The sequence below is a fragment of the Roseateles sp. genome (assembly GCF_049240545.1).
GTDB lineage: Bacteria > Pseudomonadota > Gammaproteobacteria > Burkholderiales > Burkholderiaceae_C > Paucibacter_A.
Genome location: NZ_JBMLSK010000209.1, coordinates 1 through 14,791, shown reverse-complemented (window position 1 = coordinate 14,791; position 14,791 = coordinate 1). Strand labels below are relative to the sequence as shown.

Here is a 14,791-nt window from a genome sequence, read left to right as displayed (position 1 = left end):
TGGTGGGCGTGATCGGCCTGCAGGACGTGGTGGTGGTGGAGACGGCCGACGCCGTGCTGGTGAGCGAGCGCTCGCGAAGCCAGGAGGTCAAGGCCATCGTCGCCGCGCTCAGCCGCCAGCAGCGCGAGGAACAGAACCTGCACCGCAAGGTGTACCGCCCCTGGGGCTGGTACGACAGCGTGGACGCCGGCGAGCGCTTTCAGGTCAAGCGCATCGGGGTCAAGCCCGGTGCCAGCTTGAGCCTGCAGAAACACCACCACCGCGCGGAGCACTGGATCGTGGTGCGCGGCACGGCCGAGGTGACCTGTGGCGACAAGAATATCTTGCTGACCGAGAACCAGAGCACCTACATCCCGCTGGGCGAGGTGCACCGCCTGGCCAACCCGGGCAAGGTGTGGCTGGAGATCATTGAGGTGCAGTCCGGCAGCTATCTGGGCGAGGATGACATCGTCCGGTTCGAGGACACCTACGGTCGCGGTTGAAGATTCAAGTCAGGTTTAGAGGAAACAGAAATTGAAAAATGCACTCATCACCGGCGTCACCGGCCAAGACGGCAGCTACCTTGCCGAGTTTTTGCTAGAAAAAGGCTACGAGGTCCACGGCATCAAGCGCCGCGCATCGCTGTTCAACACCCAGCGGGTGGACCACATCTATGAAGACCCGCACGTGGAGCACCAGCGCTTCATCCTGCACTACGGGGATTTGACGGACACCTCCAACCTCACCCGCATCGTGCAGCAGGTGCAGCCCGATGAGATTTACAACCTGGGCGCGCAAAGCCACGTGGCGGTGAGCTTCGAAGCCCCCGAGTACACCGCCGATGTGGACGCCATGGGCACGCTGCGCCTGCTGGAGGCCGTGCGCATCCTGGGCCTGCAGAAGAAAACGCGCTTTTACCAGGCCAGCACCAGCGAGCTCTACGGCCTGGTGCAGGAGATTCCACAGAAGGAAACCACGCCCTTCTACCCGCGCAGCCCTTACGCGGTGGCCAAGATGTACGCCTACTGGATCACGGTGAACTACCGCGAGGCCTACGGCATGTACGCCTGCAACGGCATCCTCTTCAACCACGAGAGCCCGCGACGGGGCGAGACCTTCGTCACCCGCAAGATCACCCGCGGCCTGAGCCACATTGCACAGGGGCTGGAGAAGTGCATGTACATGGGCAACATGGACGCCCTGCGCGACTGGGGCCACGCCAAGGACTACGTGCGCATGCAGTGGATGATGCTGCAGCAAGACAAGCCGCAAGACTTCGTGATTGCCACCGGCGTGCAGTACTCGGTACGCGAGTTCATCACCTGGACGGCTGCGGAGTTGGGCATCACCCTGTGCTTTGAAGGCCAGGGCGTGGACGAGAAGGGCTGCGTGGCGGCCATCTCAGGCGACAAGGCGCCGGCGCTGAAGGTGGGTGACTGCATCGTGGCGGTGGACCCACGCTACTTCCGCCCCACCGAGGTAGAAACCCTGCTGGGTGACCCGAGCAAGGCCGAGGCCGAGCTGGGCTGGGTGCCCGAGATCACCGCGCAGCAGATGTGCGCCGAGATGGTGGCCGAAGACCTGAAGGCCGCGCAGCAGACGGCGTTGCTGCGCAGGCATGGGTTTCATACGGCGATGGCGAGGGAATGAGCATCCTGGCTCATGCTAACAGCATGGTGGTTGCGTTACCCTCAGGCGCTTTCAGTGGTGGCTGCGTGATCTTCGGAGGCTGAGATGTACCAGGTGGGGTGGCTGGGTTGGCGTGCGGTGGCTAGGCTGGGCATGTCGGTGCGCCTGCGCGTAGAGATACGGCAAGACCTCGAGGCCAACGTTTACGTGGCCGAAAGTCCCGACCTTCCAGGCTTGGTGGTGGAGGCCCCCACACTGGACGAGATCAAGACGGAGGCCCTGGCCGCTGCCGCCGTGCTGCTTGAACTGGAGCTGCAGACCAAGCCTCGCGCCCAGACGGACTTCATCTTGCACAGCCCCGTGCCAGCATGAACGGGTACTACGAACTTGTGGTCAAGATCTTGAAGTCACACGGGTTCAGTCTGCTTCGGCAGACCGGGGGTTCTCATCAAGTGTGGTCGAACGGCAAGCGCAACGTCACGGTTTCCACCAACTACTACTCGCGCCACACCGCCAACGCCATCATGCGTCAGGCAGGTATCCAGCATCGGTTCTGAAAGTCGACCATGCATCTATCCAAGTCTGCCGCCATCTACATCGCCGGCCACCGCGGCATGGTGGGCAGCGCCATCGTGCGGCGGCTGCAAGCGTTGGGGTACACCAACCTCATCACCGCCCCCCATGCCGAGCTGGACTTGACAGACCAGGCCGCCGTGCGTGCTTTCTTTGCGCGCCAGCGTATCGACGTGGTGGTGCTGGCCGCGGCAAAGGTGGGCGGCATCCATGCCAACAACACCTACCCGGCCGACTTCATCTACGACAACCTCATGATGGAGTGCAACGTCATACACGCCGCGCACCACGCCGGCGTGCAGCGTCTGCTGTTCTTGGGGTCCAGCTGCATCTACCCGCGCATGGCCCCTCAGCCCATGCGCGAAGACGCCTTGCTCACAGGCACGCTGGAGCCCACCAATGAGCCCTATGCCATTGCCAAGATTGCCGGCATCAAGTTGTGTGAAAGCTTCAACCGCCAGCACGGGCGGGACTACCGCAGCGTCATGCCCACCAACCTGTACGGTCCGGGCGACAACTTCCACCCCGAGAACAGCCATGTCATCCCTGCGCTGATAAGCCGCTTTCATGATGCGGTGCAGACAGGGGCCAAGGAAGTGATCATCTGGGGCAGTGGCACGCCCATGCGTGAATTCCTTCACGTGGACGACATGGCCGCGGCCAGCGTGCATGTGATGGAGCTGCCACTGGACGTTTACCAAGCCCACACCCAGCCCATGCTCAGCCACATCAACGTGGGCACGGGGATGGATTGCACGATTCGCGAGTTGGCTGAAACTATCGCCCGGGTGACAGGCTTCACGGGCCAGTTAGTGTGGGACCGCACCAAGCCGGACGGCACGCCGCGCAAGTTGATGGATGTGACACGCCTGGCGGCCCTGGGCGGGCGGGCGGCCTTCTCGCTGGAAGAGGGTTTGCAGGCTGCGTACAGGTGGTTTCTGCAAAACGTAAGCTCTCTTCGAAAGTAATCCCTTCTCTGCTACTCCACATCCCGGCTGCACGTGTGAGCCAGAGGCATAGGCGGCAGGCGCGCGGACTGCGAGCTGAATCATTCCAGCTACCGCTAGGGCTGGTTAGGACGAGCGGTCAGTCCTGGGCACCCGGCGGTCACGCGACATCACAGTAGTGGGCCTTTGCCGGGGACCTCTACCCGAACTGCCCCGCGCTGGTCGCGGTGCTTGCTGGACAAGCGGTACTGGCCCCCGTTTCATTAATTGCAGCAAGGGAGTGCGCGGAACAGAAGTTGGCGCAGGGAGTGGTAGAAATCTTGGTAGTCATGCCCACTCGGTGCCGGCCTGAGAGCAGTCGTCAGCACACGGTACGGAGATGGTGCCAGAGAACACAGATACTGGATTTTGCAGATGCGTTTGAATACCAAGAATGTTTCTTGGAACCTATTTGGTGGGGCGTGGACTGGTCTTCTGGTGGTGTTGGCCACGCCATGGTATGTCTCTAGCGTGGGGCTGAGCGGTTACGGAGTCGTTGGCCTGTGGTTGATGCTCCAAGTGATGATGGGCCTCCTGGACATGGGTATCGGCGCCGCGCTGATCAAGGGGCTCGCGAGCGCCCCGCAAGGCAATTCAGGGGCGACGATCAGGCGCGATCTGCTGCGTACTCTTGAACTGCTGTACTGGGGAATAGCGCTGGTCCTGATGCTGGCGTTGGTCGCTTCTTCTGACTGGATTTCACATCGCTGGCTGAAAGCAGGTACCTTGCCGGCCCACAGCCTCTCGACCGCCATGCTTTTGATGGCAGTCAGCCTGGGGTTGCAGTTTCCCGGTGCGCTGTACGCGAATGGCCTGGCTGGCTTGCAGGCGCATGCCCACATGAATGCGATGCAGGTCGCCGGCAACACGCTCCGCTACGGTGCAGGGGCCGCCGTGTTGCTGTGGCGTGCCGACATTGTTTGGTTCTTCGGTGTCCAGATAGGTGTCGCTGCGGCACAGACAGTTGCCACCAGATCCCTTACCTGGCACTTGTTGTCAACGCCGGGCGCCGAGGCACCCCGGTTCCGGCGCGCTGTGCTGGCACAGATACGAAACTTTTCGGCCGGGATGGCACTCACGGCTGTGTGCGCAGTGCTCCTCGCCAGCGCAGACCGGATCGTTCTCAGCCGCATGGTCAGCATGGAGGCACTTGGTCAGTATGCTTTGGCGTTCGCGGGCGCAGGCCTGCTGCAGTTGGGTATCCAACCGTTCTACCGAACGTTCTTCCCCCGCTATGCCGAACTCCTGTCTCTGAACGACCACGTCGCACTGAGGCGCGAATACTTCCAGGGTTGCCGGATGATGGCGATGTTGCTGCTGCCGCTGGGCTTGGTGGGGTTCGTCTTTGCACCAGAGTTGCTGCACGCTTGGCTGGGCCGTCACGACGAGACACTCGCCAACACCTTCAGGCTGTTGCTACTCGGCATAACCTGCTCCGGCCTGTGCTGGCTGCCGGCGGCGTTCCAGCAAGCCCATGGCTGGACCAGGTTGCACACCCAGATGATGGTGGGCTCGGTGCTGATCGGGGTGCCGCTGATAGTGATGGCAGTCCCGGCGTTCGGCATTGCCGGGGCCACCGCGGTGTGGCTGGTGCACGGCCTCTCGGACCTCACACTCGGGCTCTGGCTCATGCACCGCCGGTTGCTGAGGGGTGATCTCCTGCACTGGTATCGCACGGTTCTGACCCTTCCGTTGCTGACCGCTGGGCCGCTCGCCGCAGCCGCAGTCTGGTTGATGCCGGACGAACTCGGCCGTTGGTCGGGGTTGGCGTGGGCCGCCGCCACCGGCCTGCTGGCCTGCGGCTCGGCGTTCGCGGCGCAGCAATACATGGCCGAGCGTAGCGACCGCACAATCTGAGTCCTCTCGCACGGAGCGCAACAACATGTCCCAGACGGACCCTAACCCACGATTCAGCGTCATCATTCCGACCAAGGACCGGGCTGACTACCTTCGATACACCTTAAGGACCTGCGAGCTGCAGGATTACGACAATTTCGAGGTCATCGTTGCGGACGACGGCAGTACCGATCACACGCGCGAGGTCGTTGAAGAGGCGGCACAGCGTGATCCACGCATCCGCTATGCCTCCCAAGGCGCCTCTGTGGGCATGCGTGACAACTTCGAGTTCGCGCTGAATCAGGTCAAGCCTGGTTATGTGATGGCTTTAGGCGGGGATGACGGCCTGCTACCTTACGGCATCCGGGGTATGCGCGACACACTGCTGGAAACAGGTCAAGAACTGCTGTCTTGGCCTGCACCAGTGTATATGTATGCTGGTGCCCGTTCGCACACCGGTCAATTGATCCTGCATGCCCGCAATGGGCGACCTTGCAACCGGCGTCGCATAGTCCGCTCCAAGGACTTCCTCGCGAATCAGGTCAAAGATCTCTTCTACGTAGCGGACATCGAGTCGCCAATGATCTACGTAAAGGGGGTGGCTTCGACGGGCCTCGTCGACCGCGTCCGGTTGCGATCGCCCGGGGGCCGCTTCTACGCACCGTCAACGCCCGACGGCTACTCTGGGATCGTCCTTGCAGGCGAGGTGGAGACCTATGCATTCTCTGGCATGCCATTTTCGATGCACGGCGTTTCGCCGACCTCCGCCGGCCTCAGCTATCTTGCCGGAAGCGAAAGAGCGCGCAAGCAGTCAGAGGACTTCTTCGCCAAGGCAGTGGCCATCCCGATGCACGAAGAATTGGCGCGCCAGCCTTATTCGCCGCTCATCGCCGTGATGACAGTGGACTTCTTGCTCACGGCCCGCGACCTGCCCGGCTGGCCCGGCACCTTTCCGCCGATCGACTACCGGCAGATGTTGCAGCGTGCTCTGTCGGAGCTTGAAGACGGCCAGTTCGCCGGTGAGCGAATGACACGAGAACTCGTCATCCTAGACGCCATCGCCGAGCACCACGGCCTGGGGGCATTCTTCCGCGGTGAGGTCGGCACGCGTCGCAAGAACCTGCGCCGGCCGTTGGAGGGCAACGCCATCAGCCCGAAGCGCCTGTACTTCGACGCCTCGCGCCTAGGCATCGAGAACGTCTACGACGCCGCGTTCGTCGCGCACTACATCCATAAGGCGGCGCCAGAGTTCTCCCTTTCCACAGCTTGGAATTTCCTGTCGAACTCGCTGAAATACCGCCTGCTGTCGTTCAAGAAGGGCGCGCCCTTCCCGCCCCACAGCGAGTGGGGGCGATCCACTTCCGCCTGAGCTTCTGAATGTGGTCGTGACCAGTATTGCCAACCTCACTCGTCCGCCAGGCACGCAGTCAGCACTGCTCGCGTTCGGCGTGGTCTTGGCCTCAGCAGCGTTGCTCGCGTCCGTGAGCGTCGTGGCCTCGCCAGTCATGGCCGAATTGATCGCGCCAACCTTCACTGCGGTGGCTTTGTTCCTGCTTTTCTGCGTTCTGTTGTCGGCGCGGCTCGGCGGTAGCGTCTTCGGCGAACTGGGTTTCATCTACCTTGCTTGGGCGGCGGTATACACGGCTGTGCCGGGTTTCGGCTTGGCCGCGGGCAGTGCCGATGAAACTGGGCCGCTATCTCTGCTGCTTCCTGCAACCGACGAGTTGGCCACCCATCTGTGGCGCCACGTACTGTTCATCGGTAGCGTCGCCACAGGTTACCTGCTGGCACGCGGCACCAGAGCGATCCCGCTGCGTGTAGCACTGCCCGACCCGAATCACTCCAGCGACCGCATGGTGGTGATGGTCCTGGGCTTGGTCGTGGTCTGCATTGCCATCCTGCTGCTGCTTTCAGGGCCTGTGACCAACTACTACGAGCACTACGTGCGCTACGACCATCTGTCCTGGCCGATTCGAAAGTTCGTGTCCGTGTGCGTTCGCCTAAACATCGGCCTTTACTCGATCCTGCTCGTGCTCTTGTTCCTTCATTACAAGCGCTACCGATGGCTTATCCCAGTCGTGCTGATTGCGCTCTGCGTGCACGAGACAACTTACTCCCTTGGTTCACGAATCTTTTCGTTGATGATCCTGCTCCAGGCGGTACTTCTCTACCACCTGCTGGTGCGTCAGATATCATTGATGCGTGCTTTCATGATCTGCGTACTTCTGGGTGTACTGTTCACCGCCATCGAATTCCTCCGCGAGGCACAAGGTGACCTCGATACTGTGAAGAGCCGAGTATCGGATGAAGGGCTCAGGACCGCCGGCGAGTTCGGCGCCGTCTTCCTCACGGGCTTCCACCTCTACGCTGAGCGCGCTCAAGGCAGCCTACCGGCTACCGAGTGGCCCATGTTTTTCAACGACTTCGTCTCGCTCGTGACCTTCGGGGACTTCATGCGGTGGAACCCGATGGACTGGTACGCCCGAAACTACTACCCAGACGCACTCGTGGCCCCATTGACACTGAGCCCCATTGCAGATAGCGCCATCTGGGGGGGCGAGTTGGACTTGTTGTTCCGAGGATTGGTAAATGGCGCATTCTTCGCGCTCATCGTGCGCTGCTTTGTGCGCTGGCGCACCCGCTGGTGGAGCTTGGTGGTCTACGCGTTCTGCTACGCCACGGCCATCATGACTCTCAAGTACTCGGTTTTCTACCACCTCACCCCCCTGTTGAAGACCATGGTTCCAGTGTTGGTGGTCTTCGCGATGATCCGCTGGCTCAGCCAAGTGAAAGCAAGGACTGGGGCTTCAACGGGTGCTGGATGATGGCTGCAAAAACTGGGGTGGGCGCAGTTGCTGCGCATGCACTTTCGGCTGACTGTTTTCAGTGGCTTCGTGCCCAGCAGACCTAGGCTTCCATCGCTTGCGGCCAATGCGCCGACGGTTGCAGCCTGACCGGAATCTGGTCGGGGTACTTCCTGTAACGCCCTTTTGTATATGCCTCGTCGAGCTTTCTTGAGTTCCAAAGATTGCAAAGAACAGCGTTCAACTCTATTGAACATCCCCTTGTTTGCTCCTTCAGTCGGCTCTGCGCAGGTGGGAGTCAAATGCCTCATCGGAGCTTGGGCCATTACCGACCCTCATCCCGTCCTCAACACGCACGGTCCATCCTTGATCAAACATGAGAAACGCTCGCAGGGCGAAGTACTGCAACATTGCCAAGATGATCGCCGTCCTTGCGCACTGGATAGTGGCCAAGAGAGCAGTCTTCGACAATCTGCAGCGTGGCAACACCGGCTCTCTGTGGGCGCCCCGATCGCTGACTACCAGTGTCATGATCGCCGTGCTCAGCCATTTAGATTTCGCGCGCGCCAGCCACGCGGCGCGCCACCTCAAAGCGCTGCACCAATCTGCGGCGGCCGCCGTCCTTGCCGCCAGCCTCAGTGGGGATGTGAACTCCCAGCTGCAGGTATCGGTGTACTGACTCCGACCTTTGCCCCCGTTTAAAGGAGCCTTTTCCGATGACCAACCCTCGGCCGACGACCGTCCTGGTATTAGGCGCTTCAGGCATGCTAGGCAACGCCGTGCTGCGGCTGTTCGCGGCGAGCCACGGATACGTTGTCTTCGGCTCGATGCGCTCGGCCGCCACGCTGCCGCGCCTGCCCCGGACTGTGCGCCCTCAGGTGATCACGGGCATTGACGTCGAAAACACCGATAGCCTGATGCGACTGTTCGCGACCGTGCGCCCACAGGTGGTCATCAACTGTGTGGGCGTGATTAAGCAGCTTGTGGACGCCGACGACCCACTGCTCGCGCTGCCCATCAATGCGATGCTGCCTCACCGACTGGCTCGCTTGTGTGAAGTGGCCGGCGCTCGCCTGGTACACGTCAGCACCGACTGTGTGTTCTCTGGCGCGAAGGGGGCCTATGTAGAGAGCGATGTAGCGGACGCGCACGACCTATATGGCCGCAGCAAGCTACTCGGCGAGGTGGACTATCCGGCTGCGGTGACGCTGCGCACCTCGATCATCGGCCACGAGCTCGGTAGCGCCCACGGTCTGGTGGGATGGTTCCTCGCGCAGCAGCAGCGTGTGAAGGGCTACCGACAGGCCATCTTCTCGGGCCTGCCCACCGACGAGCTCGCGCGCGTGATTCGGGACCACGTCTTGCCTCGGCCAGAGCTGCGCGGCACTTACCACGTGTCGGCGGCCGCGATCAACAAGTTCGAGCTGCTAACCCTGATCTCTCGTGCCTACTGTAAGCAGATCGAGATCGTCGCCGACGACGCGGTCCAGATCGACCGCTCGCTCGATTCCAGCCGATTCAGGGCTGCGGCCGGCTATGCACCGGACGACTGGCCCACCCTCATCGACCGAATGCGCGCATTCCAGGCCGCAGCGGCCGACTAACCATCAAACAGGGGCCAATCATGTTCAAAGAGAAGGTCTTGCTCATAACCGGCGGAACGGGCTCGTTCGGCAACGCGGTGCTCAACCGTTTCCTGAACTCGGACTTTTCCGAGATCCGCATCTTCAGCCGAGACGAGAAGAAACAAGAGGACATGCGAATCGCGCTGAAAAACGACAAGGTCAAGTTCTACATTGGCGACGTGCGCAACTACGAGAGCGTCCACGACGCGCTGATCGGTGTGGACTACGTATTCCATGCTGCAGCGCTGAAGCAAGTACCTTCATGCGAGTTCTATCCGATGGAGGCGGTGCGAACGAACATCATCGGTGCTGAGAATGTGATCCGTGCCGCAATCGCCCGCGGCGTCAAGCGATGCGTCGTGCTGAGTACTGACAAGGCGGTGTATCCAATCAATGCCATGGGTCTGTCCAAGGCGATGATGGAGAAGGTAATGGTCGCGAACTCACGTAACTGCGATCCGGCTCGTACGGTTCTTTGTGCAACGCGATACGGTAACGTGATGGCTTCGCGTGGCTCGGTAATCCCGCTGTTCCTCCAGCAACTACGCGAGGGCCGCGCCTTGACCATCACCGATCCGACAATGACACGTTTCCTGATGTCCCTTGAAGAGTCGGTTGACTTGGTGCTGTACGCTTTCGAGAACGCCAACCCTGGTGACATCTTTGTGCAAAAGGCTCCTGCTTCAACCGTTGGCGTCCTCGCCCAAGCACTTGGCGAGTTAATGGGCTCGCGCAGCGAGATCAAAATCATCGGCACACGCCACGGCGAGAAGCTTTTTGAGTCACTTGTATCACGCGAGGAAATGGTGCGCTCTGAGGACCTGGGACGTTACTACCGTATCCCAGCCGACTCGCGCGATCTGAACTACGACAAGTACTTTGTCGAGGGCGAGGTAGAGATGGCCTTGATCGACGACTACACATCTCATAACACTGAACGTTTGGACTTGGCTCAAGTCAAGAACGTGCTGCTAGGATTGCCTATCGTGCAGGAGGCACTTAATGCTTAAAGTAATGACAGTCGTCGGCACACGGCCGGAACTGATCAGGCTCGCGTGCACGATTGAGAGGCTCGATCGCCACTGCAATCATGTGCTTGTGCATACAGGGCAGAACTATGATTACGAACTAAACGAGATTTTTTTTCGCGATCTGAATATCCGACGGCCCGATATGTTTCTCGAGGCTGCCGGCGCAGGAGCTGCAGAAACGATTGGCAACGTGATCATAGCGGCCGACCGTGCGATCGAGCGGCACCGCCCCGGCGCTATGCTGCTTCTGGGAGATACCAATAGTTGCCTAGCTGCGATCGCAGCGAAGCGACGTAAGGTACCCATATTTCACATGGAGGCCGGCAACCGTTGTTTCGACTTTCGAGTGCCCGAGGAGATCAACAGGCGAATCGTGGACCACATTGCAGACATCAACCTGACCTACAGCCAAATAGCGCGTGATTATCTTCTGAGAGAAGGTATACCACCCGACCAGGTGATCTGCACTGGCAGTCCGATGCGTGAGGTAATCGAGCGCCACCGTGCAGGTATCGAGGCGTCGGACGTATTAGGTCGACTTGGTCTCACACCCGGAGGCTATTTCGTTGCGAGCGCGCATCGAGAGGAGACGGTCGACTCGCCTGCAGCACTGTCCCGTCTGCTCGTACTGCTCAACACCTTGGCCGAACGATTCGGGATTACGGTTATAATGTCGACACATCCACGGACGCGAAAGCGACTAGACGAACTCAATAGTACGCCGCATCAATTAATCCGATTCGAAAAGCCCTTTGGCTTTCTAGATTACATCCACTTACAAACAAAGGCCCGTGCAACGCTGTCGGATAGCGGAACGATTACCGAAGAGTCATCAATACTCGACTTTCCGGCGCTCAACCTGCGCGAGGTCCACGAGCGCCCTGAGGGTTTTGAGGAGGCGGCGGTGATGATGGTTGGCCTCGACGTGGAACGCGTGATGCAAGGGCTTGAGATTCTTCTGGCTACACCCCGAACGGGTGCGCGGTCACGACCGATGGTGCGGGACTACGAGGCTGATAATGTTTCAGATAAGTTGCTACGTATCATCTTGAGCTATACCGATTTCGTGAATAGACGTGTTTGGCGGCACTAGCCAGGATTACTCATGCCGTTACAACGCATAGGCGGTCATGATCTTCGCGCAACAGCAGTTTAGTCGCATTGAAACTGATGACTGACGTTGACGGGCTGGCAGCATCTTGGTAACGGCTATTTCGGAGCTAGGTGTCAGGTCCCGGATGATGGCATTCTCCATATTCCTAATGTTAATGTGACGGCCGCGGGATCGTCATTCTTTGTTGTTGCCTACGCGCTAGCCTCACGCGGGTAGAATTGGTAGCGTTGAACCAAACGAGACATCATTGAAAATCGCATTCGATTCGCAGATCTTCGTAGCGCAGCGTTTTGGCGGTATTTCCCGTTATTTTGCTAGCCTCTCATCGCAACTCGCCCAACTGCCCGGCGTCGTCGCCCGGATCGACGCAATCATCAACATGAACGACCATCTGCAGTCCCTCGCAGGTAGCGTCCCGTCCGGCAGGCACATTCGATTCCGCAGTTCACTTCGTCATCTGCTGTTCACGCTTAACGGTGCTTGGTCAACCGTGAGGTGTATCACACACCCAGTTGACGTTTTGCACCGTACTTACTACTACCGTCAGTCGCCAACGGGCCGTGCGCGGCTCAGTGTTGTATCCGTCTTTGACATGATCCATGAAAAATTCGGGGCTAGCTACTCTGCTGCTGATCGTGAGCGGGTGATCACCGCGAAGCGCCGCGCTGTCCTGAGTGCCGATTTGGTTCTTTGCATTTCTAACAGCACTCGCGCCGATCTTCTCGCAGCTCATCCGGTTGACCCTGCCAAAGTTTTTGTCACGCATCTCGGGTATGACCCGTTGCCGCCACTTGTCGTGTCGCCGATTGCTCCAGATGGTCAACGTAGGTACCTACTCTATGTTGGGTCACGGACTCGGTACAAGAATTTCGACCGCCTGATTGAAGCCTATGGATCCTCGCCACAGTTGGTCTCCGAGTTCGATCTCCTGTGCTTCGGTGGGGGCTCGTGGACACCGAGTGAGCAATTGGCTATCGCGCGGCTCGGAGTCAAAGGACGGGTACATCACCGAGCTGGTGATGATCAGGCCCTGGCACAGGCCTATCGGGGCGCGGCCATGTTCGTCTATCCGTCACTCTACGAAGGATTCGGCATTCCGCCACTGGAGGCCATGTCCGTTGGCTGCCCGGTTGCCTGCAGCAGTGTAAGTTCGATTCCCGAAGTAGTGGGTCCGGCGGGCGCTTACTTCGATCCTTCGGATGTAAGCTCGATTAGAAAATGTCTCGAAATGCACTTGTGTTCAGCCGACCGGATGGCAAAGTTAGTTGAAGCAGGAAATAATCGTTGCCGCGCTTTTTCATGGGAGCGTTGCGCCCAGGAAACACTCGCGTTGTACGGGAAGGGGCTCGGACGATGACGCCGAAGCGTGCACTTGTGTGTGGAGTAGCGGGGCAGGATGGAGCCTACCTAGCGAAATTACTACTGGAAAAGGGATACCAAGTCTGGGGTACCTCGCGCGACGCAGCCATGTCCCAGTTTGAGAACTTAGCTGCTCTTCACATTAGGGATCGCGTTCAGCTGCGTTCGATGGCCATCAACGACTTCCGCAGTGTGCTTAACGTGATGTTCGATATGCAGCCGGATGAGGTGTACTTACTCGCTGCGCAGAGTTCAGTCGGGCTATCGTTCGACCAACCCGCCGATACGCTCGAGAGCATCGCTATCGGCGTCCTCAACGTTCTTGAGATCATTCGTCTCCTCCGGCAACCGGTCCGGTTGTATCACGCGAGTTCAAGTGAGTGCTTCGGTGAGACTGGGCGGCGTGCTGCCAACGAGAGCACGCCGTTTGCCCCACGAAGCCCTTATGCCGTCGCGAAAGCTTCGGCTCACTGGCTGACCCGTACCTACCGAGAGGCCTATGGCCTATTTGCCTGTAATGGAATCCTCTTCAACCACGAATCACCACTGCGCCCGATGAGGTTTGTCACACGTAAGATCATATCTTCAGCTGTACGGATTGCGGCCGGCTCTTCGGATCGGCTCAAACTAGGGCGAGTCGACATAGTACGGGACTGGGGTTGGGCTCCAGAGTACGTGGAGGCGATGTGGCGAATGCTGCAGCAAGAAAAGCCGGGAGACTTCGTAATTGCAACCGGACATCCGTACTCGCTTGAGGACTTCGTCAGGACCGCCTTCGAGGCGGTTGGACTCGACTGGCGTGACTATGTCGATCTGGATACGACGCTGCACAGGCCGGCTGACATTGATTGGAGCGAGGGTGATGCATCGCATGCACGCGGGCAGTTGGGTTGGCAGGCTACGATGTTCATGCCGGCAATCGTCCAGTCAATGGTCGACAGCGAGAGGAAAAGGATCTGGGGGGAGGGTGTGCGATGAATGTTCGGGTCACCACAATTACCGTAGCGTATAACGCCTCCGCGACGATCGGTGACACCTTGCGCTCTGTAGCAAACCAAACGTACACCAATGTCGAACACATAGTTATAGACGGAGCTTCCACCGACGACACGGTCGAAGTTATTCGGCGCGAAGGAATTCATGTGTCGCGCTTGGTAAGTGAGCATGATCAAGGAATTTATGATGCTCTGAATAAGGGAATTAAGATGGCAACTGGCGATGTAATTGGGTTTCTGCATGCAGACGATCTGTTCGCTGACGAACGTGTACTCACCGATATCGCGCGGCAGTTCGAGGATCCATCGGTCGAGGCGGTATATGGCGACCTTGTATACGTTAGTGCTGCTGATGTTTCGAGAGTTATCCGCTATTGGCGGGCAGGCGAGTTCTCCCGGAAAGGTCTGGCTTCGGGTTGGATGCCGCCCCATCCTACGCTCTACGTACGGCGCTCTGTATACGAGAGGCTGGGAATTTTCGACACACGATATCGCATATCGGCAGACTACGACTCCGTGGTGCGCTTCTTCGGCCCCGGGGGCGTCCGACCGGTGTATCTACCGCGTCTACTGATTCGTATGCGCGTGGGCGGCATCAGTAACCGTTCGATAAAGACGATTTGGCGCAAGTCCTGCGAAGACCTCGACATAATGCGGCGACACCGCATTGGAGGCCTGAGTAGCTTGCTATCGAAGAACGTCAGAAAACTTAACCAATTCTGGCAACGCTGATAATCAATCTGAAAAATTTTCAGGAACTCGAATCACACAGTCTAGCTCGCCATGCTGTCGAAAACACGTTGAACTAACTGTCATGTCCCAGGTGGGACACCCCGGACGATGGAAGACACTTGAGGCGT

General features: G+C 59.2%; 15 protein-coding genes. All 15 read left to right on the top strand.

Going from position 1 to position 14,791, the window contains the following annotated elements:
* Positions 1 to 482, top strand: a 482-nt coding sequence (locus tag ACOVRJ_RS13395; protein WP_422044348.1) for a cupin domain-containing protein, incomplete at its 5' end; no start/stop codon positions are given.
* 31 nt (positions 483 to 513) lie between these two features.
* Positions 514 to 1,629, top strand: a complete 1,116-nt coding sequence (gene gmd, locus ACOVRJ_RS13390; RefSeq protein ID WP_422044347.1) for a GDP-mannose 4,6-dehydratase — start codon at positions 514 to 516, stop codon at positions 1,627 to 1,629.
* An 84-nt stretch (positions 1,630 to 1,713) separates the two neighbouring features.
* Positions 1,714 to 1,980, top strand: a complete 267-nt coding sequence (locus ACOVRJ_RS13385) for a DUF1902 domain-containing protein (protein WP_422044346.1) — start codon at positions 1,714 to 1,716, stop codon at positions 1,978 to 1,980.
* Positions 1,977 to 2,165, top strand: coding sequence for a type II toxin-antitoxin system HicA family toxin (locus ACOVRJ_RS13380; RefSeq protein WP_422044345.1), 189 nt, complete (start codon positions 1,977 to 1,979; stop codon positions 2,163 to 2,165). Before ACOVRJ_RS13385 ends, ACOVRJ_RS13380 begins: the two co-directional genes overlap by 4 nt.
* A 9-nt stretch (positions 2,166 to 2,174) precedes the next feature.
* On the top strand, positions 2,175 to 3,149 hold the full coding sequence (gene fcl, locus ACOVRJ_RS13375; protein WP_422044344.1) for a GDP-L-fucose synthase: 975 nt from the start codon (positions 2,175 to 2,177) through the stop codon (positions 3,147 to 3,149).
* Positions 3,150 to 3,542: 393 nt separating this feature from the next.
* Entirely contained in the window at positions 3,543 to 5,024 is a 1,482-nt protein-coding gene (locus ACOVRJ_RS13370) for a lipopolysaccharide biosynthesis protein (RefSeq protein WP_422044343.1), read from the top strand.
* Between the two features lie 25 nt (positions 5,025 to 5,049).
* Positions 5,050 to 6,372 (top strand): glycosyltransferase family 2 protein, encoded by a 1,323-nt coding sequence (locus ACOVRJ_RS13365; RefSeq protein WP_422044342.1) that lies wholly within the window; start codon positions 5,050 to 5,052, stop codon positions 6,370 to 6,372.
* 16 nt (positions 6,373 to 6,388) lie between these two features.
* Positions 6,389 to 7,828, top strand: a complete 1,440-nt coding sequence (locus ACOVRJ_RS13360) for a hypothetical protein (protein ID WP_422044341.1) — start codon at positions 6,389 to 6,391, stop codon at positions 7,826 to 7,828.
* Between the two features lie 397 nt (positions 7,829 to 8,225).
* On the top strand, positions 8,226 to 8,486 hold the full coding sequence (locus ACOVRJ_RS13355; RefSeq protein WP_422044340.1) for a hypothetical protein: 261 nt from the start codon (positions 8,226 to 8,228) through the stop codon (positions 8,484 to 8,486).
* A gap of 37 nt (positions 8,487 to 8,523) precedes the next feature.
* Positions 8,524 to 9,411, top strand: a complete 888-nt coding sequence (locus ACOVRJ_RS13350; protein ID WP_422044339.1) for a dTDP-4-dehydrorhamnose reductase family protein — start codon at positions 8,524 to 8,526, stop codon at positions 9,409 to 9,411.
* Between the two features lie 20 nt (positions 9,412 to 9,431).
* Positions 9,432 to 10,442, top strand: coding sequence for a polysaccharide biosynthesis protein (locus ACOVRJ_RS13345; protein WP_422044338.1), 1,011 nt, complete (start codon positions 9,432 to 9,434; stop codon positions 10,440 to 10,442).
* Complete coding sequence (locus tag ACOVRJ_RS13340; RefSeq protein WP_422044337.1) at positions 10,435 to 11,556, top strand: UDP-N-acetyl glucosamine 2-epimerase; 1,122 nt, start codon at positions 10,435 to 10,437, stop codon at positions 11,554 to 11,556. Before ACOVRJ_RS13345 ends, ACOVRJ_RS13340 begins: the two co-directional genes overlap by 8 nt.
* Before the next feature lie 268 nt (positions 11,557 to 11,824).
* Positions 11,825 to 12,934: a glycosyltransferase family 4 protein gene (locus ACOVRJ_RS13335; RefSeq protein WP_422044336.1), complete on the top strand. Its 1,110-nt coding sequence runs from the start codon at positions 11,825 to 11,827 to the stop codon at positions 12,932 to 12,934.
* Positions 12,877 to 13,914, top strand: a complete 1,038-nt coding sequence (locus ACOVRJ_RS13330; RefSeq protein ID WP_422044349.1) for a GDP-mannose 4,6-dehydratase — start codon at positions 12,877 to 12,879, stop codon at positions 13,912 to 13,914. The genes ACOVRJ_RS13335 and ACOVRJ_RS13330 overlap by 58 nt, the downstream gene beginning before the upstream one ends.
* Positions 13,911 to 14,663, top strand: coding sequence for a glycosyltransferase family 2 protein (locus ACOVRJ_RS13325; RefSeq protein WP_422044335.1), 753 nt, complete (start codon positions 13,911 to 13,913; stop codon positions 14,661 to 14,663). The genes ACOVRJ_RS13330 and ACOVRJ_RS13325 overlap by 4 nt, the downstream gene beginning before the upstream one ends.
* Positions 14,664 to 14,791 lie beyond the last annotated feature (128 nt).

What these genes read in the sequence shown, in the direction of transcription:
- ACOVRJ_RS13385 (WP_422044346.1), top strand. Translation starts at nt 1,714, where the DNA reads ATGTACCAGGTGGGGTGGCTGGGTTGGCGTGCGGTGGCTAGGCTGGGC.
- ACOVRJ_RS13380 (WP_422044345.1), top strand. Translation starts at nt 1,977, where the DNA reads ATGAACGGGTACTACGAACTTGTGGTCAAGATCTTGAAGTCACACGGG.
- fcl (WP_422044344.1), top strand. Translation starts at nt 2,175, where the DNA reads ATGCATCTATCCAAGTCTGCCGCCATCTACATCGCCGGCCACCGCGGC.
- ACOVRJ_RS13370 (WP_422044343.1), top strand. Translation starts at nt 3,543, where the DNA reads ATGCGTTTGAATACCAAGAATGTTTCTTGGAACCTATTTGGTGGGGCG.
- ACOVRJ_RS13365 (WP_422044342.1), top strand. Translation starts at nt 5,050, where the DNA reads ATGTCCCAGACGGACCCTAACCCACGATTCAGCGTCATCATTCCGACC.
- ACOVRJ_RS13355 (WP_422044340.1), top strand. Translation starts at nt 8,226, where the DNA reads ATGATCGCCGTCCTTGCGCACTGGATAGTGGCCAAGAGAGCAGTCTTC.
- ACOVRJ_RS13350 (WP_422044339.1), top strand. Translation starts at nt 8,524, where the DNA reads ATGACCAACCCTCGGCCGACGACCGTCCTGGTATTAGGCGCTTCAGGC.
- ACOVRJ_RS13345 (WP_422044338.1), top strand. Translation starts at nt 9,432, where the DNA reads ATGTTCAAAGAGAAGGTCTTGCTCATAACCGGCGGAACGGGCTCGTTC.
- ACOVRJ_RS13340 (WP_422044337.1), top strand. Translation starts at nt 10,435, where the DNA reads ATGCTTAAAGTAATGACAGTCGTCGGCACACGGCCGGAACTGATCAGG.
- ACOVRJ_RS13330 (WP_422044349.1), top strand. Translation starts at nt 12,877, where the DNA reads ATGGGAGCGTTGCGCCCAGGAAACACTCGCGTTGTACGGGAAGGGGCT.
- ACOVRJ_RS13325 (WP_422044335.1), top strand. Translation starts at nt 13,911, where the DNA reads ATGAATGTTCGGGTCACCACAATTACCGTAGCGTATAACGCCTCCGCG.